General features: G+C 42.2%; 16 protein-coding genes. 5 read left to right on the plus strand and 11 right to left on the minus strand.

Annotated features, from left to right (window positions below; genetic code table 11):
- Window positions 1-83 precede the first annotated feature (83 nt).
- On the plus strand, window positions 84-827 hold the full coding sequence (locus ACYZZR_RS00825) for a tyrosine-protein phosphatase (protein WP_461532088.1): 744 nt from the start codon (window positions 84-86) through the stop codon (window positions 825-827).
- Between the two features lie 640 nt (window positions 828-1,467).
- Here ACYZZR_RS00825 and ACYZZR_RS00830 read toward each other — a convergent pair.
- The 7 genes from ACYZZR_RS00830 to ACYZZR_RS00860 form a co-directional block, all read right to left on the minus strand.
- A complete protein-coding gene (locus tag ACYZZR_RS00830) occupies window positions 1,468-1,977 on the minus strand; it encodes an OmpH/Skp family outer membrane protein (protein ID WP_461532089.1) in 510 nt (169 codons plus the stop codon).
- Between the two features lie 28 nt (window positions 1,978-2,005).
- Window positions 2,006-2,833: an OmpH/Skp family outer membrane protein gene (locus ACYZZR_RS00835; RefSeq protein WP_461532090.1), complete on the minus strand. Its 828-nt coding sequence runs from the start codon at window positions 2,831-2,833 to the stop codon at window positions 2,006-2,008.
- A gap of 131 nt (window positions 2,834-2,964) precedes the next feature.
- Window positions 2,965-5,514 (minus strand): BamA/OMP85 family outer membrane protein, encoded by a 2,550-nt coding sequence (locus ACYZZR_RS00840; RefSeq protein ID WP_461532091.1) that lies wholly within the window; start codon window positions 5,512-5,514, stop codon window positions 2,965-2,967.
- Window position 5,515: 1 nt separating this feature from the next.
- Window positions 5,516-6,265 carry an isoprenyl transferase gene (locus ACYZZR_RS00845; RefSeq protein WP_461532092.1) on the minus strand — a complete coding sequence of 250 codons (750 nt, stop codon included), beginning with the start codon at window positions 6,263-6,265 and terminating at the stop codon, window positions 5,516-5,518.
- 55 nt (window positions 6,266-6,320) lie between these two features.
- A complete protein-coding gene (porG, locus tag ACYZZR_RS00850) occupies window positions 6,321-7,055 on the minus strand; it encodes a type IX secretion system protein PorG (RefSeq protein ID WP_461532093.1) in 735 nt (244 codons plus the stop codon).
- Window positions 7,056-7,142: 87 nt separating this feature from the next.
- Entirely contained in the window at window positions 7,143-8,027 is an 885-nt protein-coding gene (locus tag ACYZZR_RS00855; protein WP_461532094.1) for an NAD kinase, read from the minus strand.
- 17 nt (window positions 8,028-8,044) lie between these two features.
- Entirely contained in the window at window positions 8,045-8,701 is a 657-nt protein-coding gene (locus ACYZZR_RS00860) for a CBS domain-containing protein (RefSeq protein WP_461532095.1), read from the minus strand.
- Window positions 8,702-8,896: 195 nt separating this feature from the next.
- Between ACYZZR_RS00860 and ACYZZR_RS00865 the strand changes: the two genes are divergently transcribed.
- Window positions 8,897-9,613: a pyridoxine 5'-phosphate synthase gene (locus tag ACYZZR_RS00865; protein ID WP_461532275.1), complete on the plus strand. Its 717-nt coding sequence runs from the start codon at window positions 8,897-8,899 to the stop codon at window positions 9,611-9,613.
- 53 nt (window positions 9,614-9,666) lie between these two features.
- On the opposite strand, the gene lipB is transcribed toward ACYZZR_RS00865, so the two are convergent.
- Both lipB and ACYZZR_RS00875 read right to left on the minus strand, forming a co-directional pair.
- The gene (lipB, locus tag ACYZZR_RS00870) at window positions 9,667-10,383 is read right to left on the minus strand and encodes a lipoyl(octanoyl) transferase LipB (protein WP_461532096.1); all 717 of its coding nucleotides are present in this window, start codon (window positions 10,381-10,383) and stop codon (window positions 9,667-9,669) included.
- A 55-nt stretch (window positions 10,384-10,438) separates the two neighbouring features.
- Window positions 10,439-10,597, minus strand: a complete 159-nt coding sequence (locus ACYZZR_RS00875; protein WP_461532097.1) for a YqaE/Pmp3 family membrane protein — start codon at window positions 10,595-10,597, stop codon at window positions 10,439-10,441.
- Window positions 10,598-10,967: 370 nt separating this feature from the next.
- Here ACYZZR_RS00875 and lysS point away from each other — a divergent pair, with 370 nt between their 5' ends.
- Window positions 10,968-12,662 carry a lysine--tRNA ligase gene (lysS, locus tag ACYZZR_RS00880; RefSeq protein ID WP_461532098.1) on the plus strand — a complete coding sequence of 565 codons (1,695 nt, stop codon included), beginning with the start codon at window positions 10,968-10,970 and terminating at the stop codon, window positions 12,660-12,662.
- Window positions 12,663-12,800: 138 nt separating this feature from the next.
- Window positions 12,801-13,298, plus strand: a complete 498-nt coding sequence (locus ACYZZR_RS00885; RefSeq protein WP_461532099.1) for a hypothetical protein — start codon at window positions 12,801-12,803, stop codon at window positions 13,296-13,298.
- Window positions 13,299-13,348: 50 nt separating this feature from the next.
- Here the strand turns inward: ACYZZR_RS00885 and ACYZZR_RS00890 are convergent, their stop codons facing one another.
- Complete coding sequence (locus ACYZZR_RS00890) at window positions 13,349-14,011, minus strand: class I SAM-dependent methyltransferase (RefSeq protein ID WP_461532100.1); 663 nt, start codon at window positions 14,009-14,011, stop codon at window positions 13,349-13,351.
- A 320-nt stretch (window positions 14,012-14,331) separates the two neighbouring features.
- On the opposite strand from ACYZZR_RS00890, the gene metK reads away from it, so the two are divergent.
- Window positions 14,332-15,588 carry a methionine adenosyltransferase gene (metK, locus tag ACYZZR_RS00895; protein ID WP_461532101.1) on the plus strand — a complete coding sequence of 419 codons (1,257 nt, stop codon included), beginning with the start codon at window positions 14,332-14,334 and terminating at the stop codon, window positions 15,586-15,588.
- A gap of 141 nt (window positions 15,589-15,729) precedes the next feature.
- Here the strand turns inward: metK and ACYZZR_RS00900 are convergent, their stop codons facing one another.
- Window positions 15,730-16,863 (minus strand): cytochrome-c peroxidase, encoded by a 1,134-nt coding sequence (locus ACYZZR_RS00900; protein ID WP_461532102.1) that lies wholly within the window; start codon window positions 16,861-16,863, stop codon window positions 15,730-15,732.

The raw sequence follows: 16,863 nt of genomic DNA on the forward strand, positions 1-16,863 counted from the left end.
TTAACAGCTCTATTTCTATCAATTTTCTTGACATGGCATCTTTTATTATTAACTTTACATCACTTAATTTTTAATGCTGTATTTTGCTAAATTTTACCCGAAAAAAAACGGTTTATCTCAAAGATCTGTTCGAAGGAGATCACGTAGATATACACTCACATCTCTTGCCCGGAATTGACGACGGAGCCAAAACCATTGAAGACACTAACAGCCTTGTCGATAATTTTCTCGAACTCGGCATCCGGCATATTATAACATCGCCTCATATCATACAAGGAGTATGGCCTAACAACTCCGACATCATCAGAAACAAGGAAGGAGAAGTACGCCCGGTTGTAATCGAAAAAGTATCTTCCTTTCGCGCTGCAGCCGAATACCTCATGGACGAATCGTTTAGGAAATTGGTTCGAGAAAAAGACATTCTTTGTCTTAAAGATCACTACGTCTTGGTTGAGATGTCGTATATCAATCCGCCCCTTTCTCTTTTCGACATCTTATTCGACCTACAGGTTGCCGGATACACTCCTGTATTAGCCCATCCGGAACGCTATCTGTTTTATCACGACAATTTCGATATGTATGCCAAACTGAAAAAGGCGGGATGCCTGTTGCAACTCAATCTACTGTCGCTCTCTACTTATTACGGGAAGGGAGTAAACAAAACAGCACTGCGACTGCTTCGGGAAGGTATGTTTGACTTTGTAGGCACCGATGCTCACAACAGCAGACATATAGCGTATCTCAAACAAAAATTCAAACTGGAGTCTACAGAAATAGCCCAGTTAAAAACGCTTATAAAAAACAACAAGACTGTTTTTGCTCCTTGATATCGAAACAGAAAATGTTCAATTCAGAGCACAGCGAAGAATCTCCCTCCAAGCCCAAAGAATCTTCAACAACACAACTCTTCCTCTCCACACACCCCTTCCTTCATTTTGTCTTGACACAAAACGAAGCAAAAAGTCAAGAAGCCTTTTAGGAAATTTCCCTGGATATCGTGGGAATTCAGTTTATTTCTAAAAAGGCTTCGGGTTTGGGAAGTATCGGAATGTAGGTCGTAGAAGACGTTGTCATTCAGAACGGAGCCCTAGCGGAGTGATGAATCTCCACCCAAGCTCAAAGAATCTTCAACAGCACAACATCCAAGTCAGAGATCCCCCCACGATGGTCGGGACACTGCCCCACTACGAACTAAGAACTAATCAACTACATAACGTCAATGCCTGAGATTCTTCCTATCGTCGGAATGACACCACAATGTCCTTCAGAGCGCAGTTCATCCTGAGCTTGTCGAAGGATCTCCCCAAAGGCTCAAAGACTCTTCAATAATATATCACCAAGCATAAGATCTCTCCACGATGGTCGTGATAACACCACTAACCTTCTGTGAAATAAACGAATAAAAAAAACCCGGAAGCAAAACTTCCGGGCCAATTAAACTTTATACATTTTCAGATTCGGATACTGTTAAAATCCGAGTTCTTTTTTGACATCTGCCATGATATCTTTCCCATCTGCGAGCAGTATACCCGATCCGGGAGAGGCGTCTAATACATACTGGAATCCTTGGGCTTTACCCACTTTTTGGATGGCAGCCTGAGCTTTTTCGAGAATAGGCTGAATCAGTTCCATTTGTTTTTTCTGCAATTCCTGCTCGGCAGCCTGACGGGCTTGCATGATGTTATTTTGCATCCCTTGAACTTCTTCGGCTCTCTTCTGATTTTCGTCTTCAGTCTTGCTTGCGGCCTCGCTTTCGTAAAGTTTGATTTTATTTTGCAATTCTTGTCCGGAACTCTGCAAATCTGCAGAATACTGCTTTTCCAGTTTTTCCAATTCTGCCCTAGCCGCTTTCATCTCCGGCATATCTTCCATCAGTTGCTGCACATTGATGTGGGCAACTTTGCTCTGTGCATTCGCAAAACTAACCGTTCCTACAGCTAATACAAAAGCAATGGCTAACGTTTTCAATTGTTTCATAATTTCGAAAATAATAAATGTTTAAGTGTTAATCGTTATCGTTGTTATTCTCTTTCTGAGCTTGTTCCCGCTCTTCTTTTTTTCGCTGTCTCTCTTCTTCTTTGGCCTTCATATAAGCCTCTCGCTCTTTGAGAATCTGCTGTCTTCGTTCTTCAAATTCTCTTTTGCGTTCTTCTCGTTCTCTAATGCGCTCTTGTCGCTTTTCTTCTATCAGCTTTGCACGGTTTTCTCTTTCCGTCTCTACACTTTCCTTCTGTGCTTTTCGCTCGGGGTTAACTTCTCTGTTAACTCCTTCAAATTCGTTTTTCGCACGTCCTGTACGGCGTTCTTCAGTAGTTCTGGTGCGATCTATACTCCTCAAAACCTGCTCGCTAATATCGTGTTTTTTATCGGAATACAACATCACCAAATCGGCAGATCTATCAAAAACAAAATCGTATGATCTTCTCGATGCTATGGCTTGTACGGCATTAAACACCCTATCTTGAACCGGTTTTACCAGCAAGCGCTTCTGTCGCACCATGTCGCCTTCCGGTCCGAATCTGCCCTGCTGATATTTCAATAACTCTTCTTCTGAGATTTTGATCTCCTCTTCCCGCTCTTCTATCAGCTCTCTGGTGAGCAAGACTTTTTCCGCTTCCAGTTCCTTTTTCATGTTTTCAATGGCATTTTTCTGCTTTTCCACCTCGAGCTTCCACTTCTCTATCCGTTCTTCGAGCAGTGCGCTCGCATCTTGATATTCCTGAACGTTTTCCAGGATATACTCCATGTCTATATAAGCTATCCTCACCCCTCTCTGACTGTAAGCGGTGTACAACGAAGCAAATAACAGTACCAAAAGAACTTTAACCTTCATGAGTTCCTGTTGTTTTAAATTTCGCCTGAAATTAACAATTTTTTCAGCAAACCCCGGTTATAATTTTCATTTATATTTTTTCAACTTAAGGGTAACATACATTTGTCTATACAGAAAATATCATGCCAAACTCAGAACTGTTGTCCTATAATAAAGTGTGTTTCCCATCCGTTGGCTTGCCCTGTTCCGTCTACCGAATCGAAACCGTGACCAAAATCTATACCCAGCAAACCGAAAGCTGGCATAAAGATACGCAGTCCGAATCCTGCCGAACGTTTGAGCTGGAAGGGGTTGTATTCTTTAAAATCGTTATACGCAGATCCTCCTTCGGCAAATATAAGTCCGTAAATCGAGGCTGCGGGTTTTAGGGTAAGGGGGTATCTCAATTCCAGTGAAAACTTGTTGTAGATGGTAGACCCGATATTGGGTGACAGCGACTGGTTGGGATATCCTCGCAATTGTATGGTTTCTCTACTGTCGAGCGTATAGTTTGCCATTCCGTCTCCCCCTAGGTAAAAGCGCTCAAAGGGAACTACTCCTCTATCGCTGTTATAAGCCCCCAAGAAACCGAAATTGACAGAAGTTCTCAACACCAGGTCTCCCACAAGTCGATTGTACCATTCTCCATCAAACTTAATCTTATAGAATTCCAACCACTTGATCTTTTCCTGTTCTATTTTTTCTTCATCAGGCACTGTGTTCCCGTTGTCGTCTTCCATCTGAAACTTCGGATCATCACTGAGGTTTGCATAGTCTACGCCGTCAAACAGGGAGTATGGAGGTGTAAGTCTCGCCGAGATCGTAAATCGAGATCCGGTACGAGGATAGATGAGTTTCGGAAATCTGTTATCTCTCGAAAGCGCCACGGTATAGGCGATATTTTTAGCAAATCCTGTACTCCCAAACCTAAACAATCCAATCGGGTAATTTTCCAAGTTGTAATACTGAAAACTCAAGGAGTGAGAAAGCGTAAAAAAGTCGTCGGGAGCTTCGAGTCGCTTCGCTAGACCTAGTGTAAAACTAGTGATGTAAAACCGCTGACTCTTATCAGGTCTACCTGTTCGCCAGTCGTAGTAAAACTGTCGGCTATGCGAGAGAGAAGCCGAGAACTGCGTCGGTTTTTTACCTCCCAACCACGGTTCGGCAAATGAAAAGCTATAGGTTTGATAAAAACGGCTGGCCTGCAACCTCAACGCCAGTGTTTGTCCGTCACCCATAGGCACGGGTTTATAGGCCTCTTTTTTGAACAGATCCTTTATGGCAAAGTTGCTAAACGAAAGTCCTAGAGTACCGATAAATCCTCCACCGCCATATCCACCTTGTAACTCGATCTGGCTAGATCCCTTTTCGGTAAGTCCGTATTCGATATCTACCGTTCCTGCATTGGGGTCGGCATTCTTGATATCCGGGATTACAGCTTCTTGGTCAAAATACCCTAAGCCTCCGAGTTCGCGAATGGTTCGAATCACATTTTCCTTGCTGTATTTCTCTCCAGGACGGGTTCTGATTTCACGATAGATAACATGGTCGTTGGTCTTTTCGTTACCTGAAACCCTAACATCGTTAAAGTACGCCAGTTTACCTTCACGGATACGTATCTCAAAATCGATAGTGTCGTTCTTAGCAGATATTTCTACAGGGGTAACGGTAGAAAACAGATAACCGTTGTTTTGATATTGATTGGCGATATCATCGGCATCGGGTTTGGTATCGTCTTGGATGCGCTGTTGTAGGAGTACCCCGTTATAAGTATCTCCTGGTCGAATACCCAATAGTGAAGCCAATTGCCGATCGGAATATACGGTATTCCCTACAAAGTCGATGCTTCCGAAGTAGTATTTATCTCCCTCTTCCAGGTCGATATTGATGCTGATATCCTTAGATTTGTCGTCGATTACCGTATCTGCAATAATCCGGGCATCGCGATATCCTCTTTCCTTGTATTTGTCTATAATCGCGGCGAGATCAGTCTTGTAATCTTCCGGGATAAATTTCGATTTTTTCCAAAAGCGGCCGAAGGTCTTTTTCTTAGTGTTCTTCATCGCTTTGCGAAGTGTTTTATCTTTCAGAGCCTCGTTGCCGTTGAACACTATATCTTTTACCTTAACCTTATTTCCCCGGTCTATGTTTACCATCATCTTCACCGCATTTACCTGCGAGGTATCTGGAGCGGTTATAATATTAGCTTTCGCATGCAAATAACCTTGTTTCTTGTATTTGTTGACGAGAAAGTTCCTGGTATTAGTAATAAAACTTTCGGTAACTCGCTTCCCTTTCTTGATATCGGCTTCCTTGAGTACTGCTTCTCCTTTTTTGGGTTTTATCCCCTCGGTTTTTGCTATCGAAAGAACGGGCACCTCCTTGATGTCGAGTATCAGGAAAACCTGTTCGCCCTCTACTCGGTCGATATAAAAATTCACATCGCTAAACAACTCCAGTTTCCACAGTTTTTTGATGACTTCAGAGATTTGCTCACCGGGAATGGTAATCTCCTGTCCAACACGTAAACCACTATAAGTAACTACGGTTTGCTTGTTATAACTCTTCACCCCGGTAACCTCAATACCACCGAGAATATAGCTTTCCCCTTTGTCGAACTTGATTTCCTGCGCCTTGAGCGCCGTGTTGTTTGAAAGAAGTATAAAAAATATGGTTATCGCTCCAAAATATATATTGCGCATACTATATTTCGTTAAGTTGTTCGCTTGTTTTTCCAAATCTACGTTCCCTATTCTGATAATTTAGTATTGCTTCATACAGTTTTTCCTTGTTGAAATCCGGCCAGAGTGTTTCAGTAAAATACAGCTCGGCATAGGCTATTTGCCAAAGCATAAAATTACTAATTCTCAGCTCTCCACTGGTGCGTATCAACAGGTCTACATCGGGCAAATCCTGCGTGTAAAGATGCTCATTTATAACTGATTCGTCAATATCTTCTACCGAAATTATATTATTTTTAACTTTAGTTCCTATGGCTTTTACCGCGTGGACAATCTCATCTCTAGAGCCGTAGCTAAGTGCGATGGTAAGCGTCATACGGCTGTTGTTTCGGGTTTTCTCGATTGCCGCTTCCAGCTTTTTTAACACCGCATTCGGCAAGAGTTCCCTACTCCCGATAACATTGAGCCTAATATCGTTTTTATTAAGGGTTTTGAGCTCTTTTCCCAAAGAGGTAATCAACAACCTCATCAAAGTATCCACTTCCAACTTTGGACGGTTCCAATTTTCGGTAGAAAATGCGTAGAGCGTGAGTTGCTTCACCCCCAATTCAGCACAGCCTTCTACCACTTCCCGCACCGATTTTGCTCCATTTTCATGACCGAACACCCGTAATTTTCCACGTTGCTTTGCCCATCGACCATTACCGTCCATGATAATGGCTATATGTTCGGGCAACCGCTGTTTATCTATGTGGTCTTTTACAGTGTTCATCTATTTATTTTGTCTAAGGTGGCAATTCAACAGCCCCCTCTTTTATATAATATCACTAGTCATAACAGTAATTACACGGTCTTTTACCAAAAGTATAGGTCAGCGTAATCCCGCTAAACACATACCAGTCGTTGGTGTTGTAATCACCGAATACTAGGTAATCGCCTGATTCTGGTTTCTTCTCAGGGTAACTTCCGTCGATATCGTTAACCAAACTATATCTCGCTATTATCTCGGCTCCAACAACTAGGTTGGGCAACACTTCTCCTTTAACTCCCAGCCCGAATGGAAACGCTAAGGTCATCCGTCTACTACTATCCAAATCATCATTTTTATCGTGGTCTGCCACCCTATAACTCAACCCTGCCACCCCGGCATAAATATAGGGGCTAAACTGCCGCTGTAATCGGTGAAGGTCGAATTCCCAAAAATTAAATTCTATCCCCACAGAGGCCTCCAGTATTCTGTTGGAAAATGCATATCCTCTCGCCTCTCTCGCCTGATCCCCCGATTTGCTATCGTCTGCACTCAATCTGGTGTACGACAACATTGCTCGGTACGAATATCTCGAACTCTTATTCCATTTATATATTCCTCCCAGAGCCAGCTCATTGGGGTTGATATAGTTGGTTCTCCCTACATCGCCTATAAAATTACTTCCGCCGACAAAAACTCCTAATTCGTGAATCTGAGCATTGCCAAAACAACACAGCAACAGGAAAAAAGCGGCGACAACTCCTTTCCCGTATACTTTCAAAAGTGTGCAAATATAACAATTATGATTGCTCATGAGTAATTTCCTTCTATTTAGTATGCTCAATCAACAGAATTAAGTTTCTTATTGTATCTATACGGCTTTGTAATTCAACATCGAGACTCAATTTCTTTTATCTTCACCCCAGAGCAATTTGTTTCTCAAGGTTTTGAGAAAGCTCTCCGATTGCAACTCCACCATATACATCTCGAATGGTGCTTTTTTTATAATAATCTCCGTTTCTTCAGGCAGGGTAGCTACTCTGGAATCGAGAGACACGAGATAATTGTCTTCTCTTCCCGATACTTTTAGTCTTATCTCGGTATCGTCGGGAATAACCAGAGGCCTCGCATTGAGATTGTGAGGAGCTATGGGCGTTATGACTAATCCGGCAGCGTCGGGTGTAAGCACCGGCCCTCCACAACTCAAGGAGTATCCAGTAGATCCAGTAGGGGTTGCAATGATCAGTCCGTCGGCCCAGTAAGAAGTCAGGTATTCATCGTTCAGATAAGTTGCTACAGTTATCATAGATGCCGTATCCTTCCGATTTATAGCCACTTCGTTCAACGCAAAGTTAATTTCCGCCAGTGTTTCGTTTTCAGGTCTCGTATTTATTTGAAGTAGGGTGCGCCCCACTACCTCGTATTTTTTTTCAAAAATACTATCTACTGCCTCCCTTATATTCTCTTTCTGTACTGTGGCGAGAAAACCCAGTCGGCCCGTATTAATCCCCAACACCGGTATTCCCAAATCGCGTATATACAACACGGTACGAAGTATAGTTCCGTCGCCACCCACACTAAAAAACAACTCGTAACTCTGATCGAGGTCTTCAAAGGAAGAAAATGTTTTGTAGTCTTTCTCTACTTTCAGAAAACGACGCAGAAGTCCCAAATATTTTGCTTCAACCACGACTTCCACATCCCGTTCTTCGAGAGACTTGAGCAGGGTAAGCACGTACTTTTCACTATCGCTGTGGTAAAATTGTCCAAAAAGGCCTACTTTCATAGTCGAATATCGCGATTTTATATATTGAGGAATTTTTTTAAATAATCTGATCTCTCCTTGAGGTTGGCCAGATACATATCGTCTTCATTACCCATAACGATACCGTAACCATACCTTCTAAACGATTGTATTATCGAATTCAGACCGGTATTTCCCACCTTCAATGTAATTTGTACTTTGTCGCCCTCTCCATTAGAGATAAAAGCACCTAGCAATTTTCCGTTATTGCTCTCTACAATTTGTGAGATCTCGCTAAAGGTGTAATCGGCACTTCCTTTTTCTACAATAAGCACCCCTCCAGGTTCGTTAAAAAAAGGTGTCTCCCTAAAGAGTCCCATTATTTCGGTCAACTCGTAATATCCAAGGTATTGTCCCTCCTTGTCGAGTACCGGAACGGTATTGGCATCGTTCTTCGCAAACACCTCAAGCACCTCCAACCAATTGGTATGCTCACCTACAAAAAACATATCGAGGGCATAGGTGTAGTCTGATATTTTTTTATCCAAATCGAAACCCGCCATATCCTCTTCCGAAATACTCCCCGCCAAATATCCGTCTTTTACTACCGGAAGATGTGTATTAGTAAGCTTCAGAAAGCATTCCCTAACTTTCTCAAGGGTATCGTCTGGACTAAGTGGAGGGATATCGTAATTTATGCAGGTACTGATCTCCATAATATAACTTTATTTAAACGAACCGAGAAAATGGCAATCGTACTTTCTTCTCTTGCCTTCTCGACCAAAGAATCACAACTCACTACAAGTCAAACGCTTACCACAAATCCTTCTTTTCGGTCAGCAAATTAATTAAATTCTGTGAGAAAAAAGCAGGATGAAGTTTGTATTTTTGCTCTTATTTTAATTACCGCTATGGCTCGTTTAAGTGTAAACATCAACAAAATAGCCACGCTTCGCAATTCCCGAGGTGGCAATGTTCCCAATCTCATTCAGATGGCAAAAGACATTCAGGAATTCGGTGCGGAAGGTATTACCATTCACCCCCGACCGGATGAGCGGCATATCCGTTATCAGGATGCCAGGGATTTGAAAGGAGTAGTTTACACCGAATACAACATCGAGGGCAATCCTGTACAAAAATTTATCGATCTCGTTTTAGAAGTACTCCCTACCCAGGTAACTCTTGTTCCCGATGGAGAGGACGCTATCACTTCAAATGCCGGATGGGACACTGTAAAACACAGAGATTTTTTAAGAGAAGTTATAGCTGAATTTAAGCGCAACAGTATACGGACATCTATCTTTACCGATCCCGATCCAAAAATGATAGAAGGCGCTGTCGAAACAGGTGCCGACAGAATAGAGCTGTACACCGAAGCCTATGCCGACGCCTTTGAAAAAGGAGACAAAAAGGGTATACTTCCATATATCGAAGCAGCAAAGACCGCAAATGCATTAAATCTGGGCATCAATGCCGGTCACGACCTAAACCTGGAAAACATCAGCTTTTTCAAACAAAACATTCCCGGACTACTCGAAGTATCCATCGGACATGCGCTCATTGCAGAATCGTTGTATTTGGGTATTGAAAACGTCGTAGGAATGTACCTAAACCGACTTGGGGAATAGAACATCGAAATATCCTAAAAATATTTAACCACCAGTTTAAGCGGGAAGCTAGACTATTTGGCAGCGCTGGCAACCACAGCTTCTGCCTCAAAGATTTCCAGAAAGTGTTGCTGTATTTTTTGGCGAACTTCTGTTTCATCCACCTGTTCTTTTCCCAACTCTGTATTTAGGGAAGTCACTGCCTTTCCCCGTATTCCACAGGGAATAATATTGTCGAAATACCCGAGATCAGCATTGACATTCAGTGCAAATCCGTGCATGGTCACCCATCGTGAGGCTCGCACTCCCATAGCGCATATTTTCCGTGCAAAGGGAGTTCCCACATCGATCCACACACCGGTTTCTCCCTCACTACGCATGCTCTTGATTCCATAGTCGGCCAGAGTGCGTATGATGACCTCTTCCAAAAAACGGAGGTATTTGTGAATATCGGTAAAAAAATTATCTAAGTCGAGTATGGGATAGCCCACAATTTGTCCCGGACCGTGATAAGTGATATCTCCCCCTCTATTAATCTTATAAAAAACAGCTCCCTTAGCCTCCAGTTGTTTTTCACTGAGCAGCATATTGGACATATCTCCACTTTTTCCCAAAGTATACACATGCGGATGCTCTACGAACAACAGGTAGTTGGGCGTCTCCAAACTAGTATTATTCCGCCTGTTTTTCATTTTGATATCCAATATCCCCTGAAACAACTGCTCTTGATAATCCCAAGTCTCTCTGTAATCGCGAAATCCGAGATGTTGTATTTCTACCTGTCTATTCATAATGCAAAGATAAACATTAAAAACAAGCCCATATTTCAGGAGTTCGCCTCTTTATCTATCGCTTTGGATTATTGAGAATAACCAAGGAGGCAATCACTCCCGGAACCCACCCACACAGGGTAAGCAAAATAACGATTACTACAGAACCACACCCCTTGTCTATCACTGAAAGCGGCGGAAAGAAAATAGCTAATAAAACTCTCCAAATACTCATTCACTTTTATTTATCACAGGAAAAAACCAGTTCTTGATCAATGTAAAATTCAAATAATAAGACGACAAAAGCATCTTTTTGTTACACCCGCACAAAATTAAATCAACATTTTCTCAACTCCGGCCCTTTTGTGTTTTTTTTACGGTTGTATAACTAAAAAATCAGACCCAAGCAATCGCAACTAAGCCTCCCTTTCCCCATGTCTCCTCCTCTCCTCTCCATGTCTCCTCCTCTCTACGTCTCAAAGTTCTCTTATCTCAAAGTCAATGTCTCAAACTTTAAACTTCCCACAAGTAGAGTGGTGAAACATAAATTGTAACTATCTTTGCATCTTTAAAATAAAAAGGAATTTAACATATAGCTTTTTGATATGCAGCTTTCAGAACAGGAACTCGTAAGAAGGGATAAACTCGAAAAACTAAGAGCTTTGGGTATAGACCCCTATCCGGCGGCGCTGTACCCGGTAGACCATACTTCGGGGCAAATCAAAGAAAATTACGAAGAGGCCAAAGAGGTCATTATAGCCGGTCGCCTTATGAGCCGAAGGATACAGGGTAAAGCTTCTTTTGCCGAAATCCAAGACAGTGAAGGAAGAATACAGGTGTACTTCAACCGCGACGAAATATGTACAGGAGAAGATAAAACCCTCTATAACGAAGTGTATAAGAAGCTGCTCGATATAGGAGACATCATCGGTGTTCGCGGAACGTTATTTACCACCCAAGTAGGGGAAAAAACAGTAATGGTAAAAGAGTTTACTGTACTAAACAAATCGCTTCGTCCTCTGCCACTACCCAAAGTAGACAGCGACGGTAAAGTGTACGATGAGTTTAACGATCCTGAACTGCGCTATCGTCAGCGATATGTAGACTTGGTAGTAAACCCTCACGTAAAGGAAACCTTTATAAAACGCACAAAAATCACCAACAGCATACGCGAATTTTTTAACAATCACGGTTATCTGGAAGTAGAAACTCCCATACTACAACCCATTCCTGGAGGAGCGACAGCACGGCCTTTTATTACCCATCACAACGCGCTCAATATTCCGCTTTACCTCAGGATAGCCAATGAGCTATACCTGAAAAGACTTATAGTTGGTGGATTTGACGGGGTTTATGAATTTGCCAAAGACTTCCGCAACGAAGGAATGGACCGAACCCACAATCCGGAATTTACGGTAATGGAGCTCTATGTAGCCTACAAGGACTACCACTGGATGATGGACACTACCGAAAAGTTACTGGAAAAAGTTGCTATAGACGCCAACGGAAGCAGCACGGTAAAAGTTGGAGACAACGAAATCAGTTTTAAAGCACCCTACCCAAGGATTCCTATATTACAGGCTATAAAGAATCACACAGGGTATGATGTAAGCGGAATGAATGAGGATGAACTCCGAGAAGTGTGTAAAAAACTAGATATCCCTGTTGATGACACTATGGGGAAAGGAAAACTTATAGACGAGCTTTTCGGAGAGAAGTGTGAACATCACTATATACAACCCACATTCATCACCGACTACCCGAAGGAGATGAGTCCGCTCACCAAAGAACACCGCGACAATTCCGATCTTACCGAACGCTTCGAACTGATGGTAAACGGCAAAGAATTGGCCAATGCCTACTCTGAGCTCAACGACCCCATAGATCAGCGACAACGTTTTGAAGATCAGTTGAAGTTGTCGGAAAAAGGAGATGATGAAGCCATGTTTATCGACCAAGACTTCCTACGGGCACTGGAATACGGTATGCCTCCTACTTCAGGAATCGGAATCGGAATAGACCGACTGGTTATGCTACTCACTAACAATGCTTCAATTCAGGAAGTGCTATTCTTCCCGCAGATGCGCCCTGAAAAGAAACCCCTAGAGCTGAACGACAACGAAAAAGCCATACTCGAAATTCTTCGAAAACAGCAAACTCTGCCTCTCGACGAACTCAAATCAGCTGTTCAATTGAGCAATAAAGCTTGGGATAAGGGAATGAAAGGTCTTTCTAAGCTAGGACTCGTCAAAGTTGTAGTAGACGGCGACACCAAAACGGTTCACTTACAAGAAGAGTAAACAATTATAATATACCACCTAAGCCCAAAACTTGACTGTTTTGGGCTTTTTTTGTTAAAAAACATATAAAAAATCAATTTTTATTAAACCTTTTCTTCTTTAGATAGTCTTACCTATAAAATTTTAAAAAGAAAAACTATGAAAAAATTAATGACTTTAGCTATTGCACTTTCGCTGGTGAGCGGAGTTATGGCACAGGACAAGGGGGAAAGAAAAGTTATGGAAAAGAAAAGAGAACGAATCTCGTACTTTAAAAATCTTACCCCTGCACAGCGCGCAGAACTACAAACCAAACGCATGGCTTTGAAATTCGATTTGGACGATGCACAGCAAAAGAAAATATTAAAACTCAACACCGAACTCGCCGAGAAGAGGAAAAGTAGAATGGAAGCCTACAAAAAAGGTGACCGCAAGGCGAAAAAAGAGTGGACTGCCGAAGACCGCTTCGCCTTTGTAAATGCAAGACTTGACGCCCAGTTGGAAGTTCAAAACAGCATGAGAGACATACTGAACGAGAAACAGTATCAGATGTGGAAAAGGGATCAGCACAGACACAAACGATCTTTTAAAAAGCACCGTGCATACAAACACAATAAAGCACAGTCACACAAAAAATTCCAATCACATAAAAAATAAACGATAGTCTATAAAAAAGCCGGCTCGAATTCGTTTCGCAGCCGGCTTTTTTAATTAGATAGCTTCCTCACTTTTACCGTGGTGTATTTGCGCTCCACAGCTTCACCTACTTTACTTTCTACTTGCTCTGTTTTGTTGTAAAACCCTTCGATATTCAACTTTGATTTCGCTATTAGTTTCTCAATATCACAGCGATCGAAGAGTCGAAATCGTTCTCCTACAAAAGGCAGTGCACTCATAAACTCACGAGAAGCATAGGTGAACACTCCTACTCCTCCCAGTTTGAGTATTCTTTCTATCTCATTTAGTAACTTTTCGGGATCTGACCAGAAATAGAGCGTATTTACCGTCATAAATCGATCGAAAAAACAATCGGAAAAAGGGATGTTCACCCCGTCGTAAAGTTGAAATTCCGCCAACTTATCAAAATGATTCCTCCGTGCCTCCTCCCACATGGTTTGTGAAATTTCTAATCCAAAATACCTCAAATCATTCGCTTTATTCAACAGCTGATCCAAATGTCCGCAATTGCCGTGTCCCAGTTCCAACACCACATTTCCATCTTCCAACTCTAGCAAATCTGCCGTGCTCAACGTCATTCCCATATTAGAGATATTCATGTTCTGCCCCACCACAAGCCCAAACTTTCCACTTGGACAACTCAATTGCCTTTCCAATTTGCGAAGCTCGGTTTCTGTAAATGTTTGTTTCATTGTTGAATTGCTTGTGATAAAAAATAATGTCTAAACCATTACGATACTCTGCAAGTTAACAAAAAACAACATTTATCTTCTTCTAAAAGCTACACCAATATAAATAGCAATTTCATTTTACAATTCAAATCCGTTTCATACCTTTGTCGCACATTTAAAGAAAGAGGAAGGATTTGACTGATTGCAACCTCGGTAAAAAATGCTAAAACAGTTAGTTCCGCCTTTGATGGCGTTGGTAAACACCACAGAACAAACCGCTTTAGCAACTTCTTTCAGCCGCTTCTTTCTCCGTTAGCAAATCAAAAAATTGAATTGAGATAATGGCTTATTTATTTACATCTGAGTCAGTAAGTGAAGGGCACCCAGACAAGGTTGCCGATCAGATATCCGATGCACTACTCGACCATTTCCTGGCTTTCGATCAGGATTCTAAAGTAGCGTGCGAAACCTTGGTCACTACCGGACAGGTAGTACTGGCCGGAGAAGTGAGATCGAAAACCTACCTCGACCTGCAGAATATCGCGAGAGAGGTTATCAACCGTATCGGTTATACCAAAGGTGAATATCAGTTTAGCGGAGATTCGTGCGGGGTGATATCACTCATACACGAACAGTCGCAAGACATCAATCAGGGGGTAGATCGAGCCAGTAAGGAAGAACAAGGTGCCGGCGATCAGGGAATGATGTTTGGCTATGCTACTAAAGAGACGGAAAACTATATGCCTCTGGCCTTGGATATTTCACATAGAATATTGCAAACCCTATCTGAATTGCGAAGGGAAGGAAAGGAAATCTCCTATCTCCGTCCCGATGCTAAGGCACAGGTGACTATAGAGTACGACGATAACGATATTCCACAGCGCATCGTTACCATAGTGGTCTCTACTCAACACGATCAGTTTGACAAAGACGACGAGGCTATGTTGAGCAAAATACAGAAAGACATCAAGGAGATTCTGATTCCTCGAGTCAAAGTTCAACTTCCGGAAGAGCTACAACGCCTCTTTACCGACGATATCCAATATCACATCAATCCCACCGGAAAATTTGTGATAGGGGGACCACACGGTGATACCGGACTCACCGGACGCAAGATTATCATCGATACTTATGGTGGCAAAGGCGCTCATGGTGGTGGTGCTTTTTCGGGCAAAGACCCCAGTAAAGTAGACCGCAGTGCAGCCTATGCTGCAAGGCATATAGCCAAAAACTTGGTCGCTGCAGGTGTTGCCGATGAAATACTGGTACAGGTAAGTTATGCCATAGGAGTGGTAGAGCCTACTTCTATCAGTGTTGACACCTACGGAAAATCGAAAGTCGATATGACCGACGGCGAAATTGCAGGAATAGTGCAAAAGCTGTTTGATATGCGCCCGGCTGCAATAGAAGAGCGCTTAAAACTACGCAATCCCATATACTTGGAAACAGCGGCTTACGGTCATATGGGTAAAACACCCCAAACTGTAACCAAGGTATTCGAATCGCCCTATAACGGACGTATAGAAAAGCAAGTAGAGCTATTTACTTGGGAAAAGCTGGACTATGTGGACAAGATTAAAGAGGCTTTTTCGCTGTAAATAATACTTCAAAATTTATAAAATACGCCATATACATTTTTTTGTGTGTGGCGTATTTGGTTTTGGTAAAGAAAAGGTTATACCTCTTTAGTTAGCTAGAAAATTGAAGAAGTCAAGCAACTCCTTAAAACCACAATGGTTTTATTCAGGCAAATCGGGTACACTTTCTCGTTTATTTCTCGACTCCAAAGTTCCGAGAAATCGTATCAAACAAAATTTTTCATAATCACTTAAATCGAGTTTGATCAACAGTGGTGAGGTCTCCGGGAAAAGCGTATCCTGTTCTTGACCGGGTTTTCTTTTAGGTCTCGGCATTCCAGCATTATACATATTGACCACTCCGCGAAGGTGTGGAAACAGACCGTTGTGCATAAAAGGTCCTGTTCTCGATATTTCTCGAAGACTCGAAGTGCGAAATTTACCCACATCCTCTTTTTTCCCTGTGACCTCATACAACCCTAGATCTTCGTATTTACGTCCGTAATACGTCAGTCCGATATTGTGAAATTCATTGTCTGAAAAATAACCTCCTTGGTGACAATTGATACACCTAGCCTTGGTTCTAAACAAATGCAGCCCCAATACCTCCGCATTAGAGTACTGATCGGATTCACCATCTATAAATTTGTCAAATCTAGTGCTTTCACTTATTATGGTGCGTTCATAAGTCGCTATGGCCTTTCTAATAGTCGCATCTGTCACCGTGGTATCACCGTAAGCTTCTTTGAACAGCTCTTTATATCCGCTAATTTGTGAAATCCGGTCTACGGCAAGAGATATATGAAAGTTCATTTCCAAACTGTCTTGTACGGGAAATTGCACTTGTTCTTCAAGACTTTCGGCTCTTCCGTCCCAAAACAATTTATCGGCAAATGCCACATTGAGCAGAGACATGGCATTTCTTCTTCCCTGTTGCCTGTTATGGCCATAACTCACTCTTCTTCCGTCTCCCCAGCCTATTTCGGAATCGTGACAACTGGCACAGGCAATCTGACCGCTTACCGATAGCCGAGGATCGAAAAACAGTGTTTTGCCCAATGTTTTCTTGGCCTCTGTATAAGGGTTGTCTTCAGGGAATTTAACTTTTGGCAAATGCCCTATTTCCTCATAATCGGAAAGAGTTTGATCTATAAAGGCCTTTGGCCAAAGTTTTTTATCTCCACTACTGTAGAGGCTTCTCAACTGGTCGACATCATATTCCTGCGCAATTTTAAAACCCATAAAAAGAAAGCACAATCCTATAGCCAATATCACTCCTACTTTGCTTTTATCCAT

Source organism: Sinomicrobium sp. (assembly GCA_029266035.1).
Classification (GTDB): domain Bacteria; phylum Bacteroidota; class Bacteroidia; order Flavobacteriales; family Flavobacteriaceae; genus Sinomicrobium.

Coding starts and splice junctions, on each gene's coding strand:
- ACYZZR_RS00830 (WP_461532089.1), bottom strand. CDS start 1,977: ATGAAACAATTGAAAACGTTAGCCATTGCTTTTGTATTAGCTGTAGGA.
- ACYZZR_RS00835 (WP_461532090.1), bottom strand. CDS start 2,833: ATGAAGGTTAAAGTTCTTTTGGTACTGTTATTTGCTTCGTTGTACACC.
- ACYZZR_RS00840 (WP_461532091.1), bottom strand. CDS start 5,514: ATGCGCAATATATATTTTGGAGCGATAACCATATTTTTTATACTTCTT.
- ACYZZR_RS00845 (WP_461532092.1), bottom strand. CDS start 6,265: ATGAACACTGTAAAAGACCACATAGATAAACAGCGGTTGCCCGAACAT.
- porG (WP_461532093.1), bottom strand. CDS start 7,055: ATGAGCAATCATAATTGTTATATTTGCACACTTTTGAAAGTATACGGG.
- ACYZZR_RS00855 (WP_461532094.1), bottom strand. CDS start 8,027: ATGAAAGTAGGCCTTTTTGGACAATTTTACCACAGCGATAGTGAAAAG.
- ACYZZR_RS00860 (WP_461532095.1), bottom strand. CDS start 8,701: ATGGAGATCAGTACCTGCATAAATTACGATATCCCTCCACTTAGTCCA.
- ACYZZR_RS00865 (WP_461532275.1), top strand. CDS start 8,897: ATGGCTCGTTTAAGTGTAAACATCAACAAAATAGCCACGCTTCGCAAT.
- lipB (WP_461532096.1), bottom strand. CDS start 10,383: ATGAATAGACAGGTAGAAATACAACATCTCGGATTTCGCGATTACAGA.
- ACYZZR_RS00875 (WP_461532097.1), bottom strand. CDS start 10,597: ATGAGTATTTGGAGAGTTTTATTAGCTATTTTCTTTCCGCCGCTTTCA.
- lysS (WP_461532098.1), top strand. CDS start 10,968: ATGCAGCTTTCAGAACAGGAACTCGTAAGAAGGGATAAACTCGAAAAA.
- ACYZZR_RS00885 (WP_461532099.1), top strand. CDS start 12,801: ATGAAAAAATTAATGACTTTAGCTATTGCACTTTCGCTGGTGAGCGGA.
- ACYZZR_RS00890 (WP_461532100.1), bottom strand. CDS start 14,011: ATGAAACAAACATTTACAGAAACCGAGCTTCGCAAATTGGAAAGGCAA.
- metK (WP_461532101.1), top strand. CDS start 14,332: ATGGCTTATTTATTTACATCTGAGTCAGTAAGTGAAGGGCACCCAGAC.
- ACYZZR_RS00900 (WP_461532102.1), bottom strand. CDS start 16,863: ATGGATAAAAGCAAAGTAGGAGTGATATTGGCTATAGGATTGTGCTTT.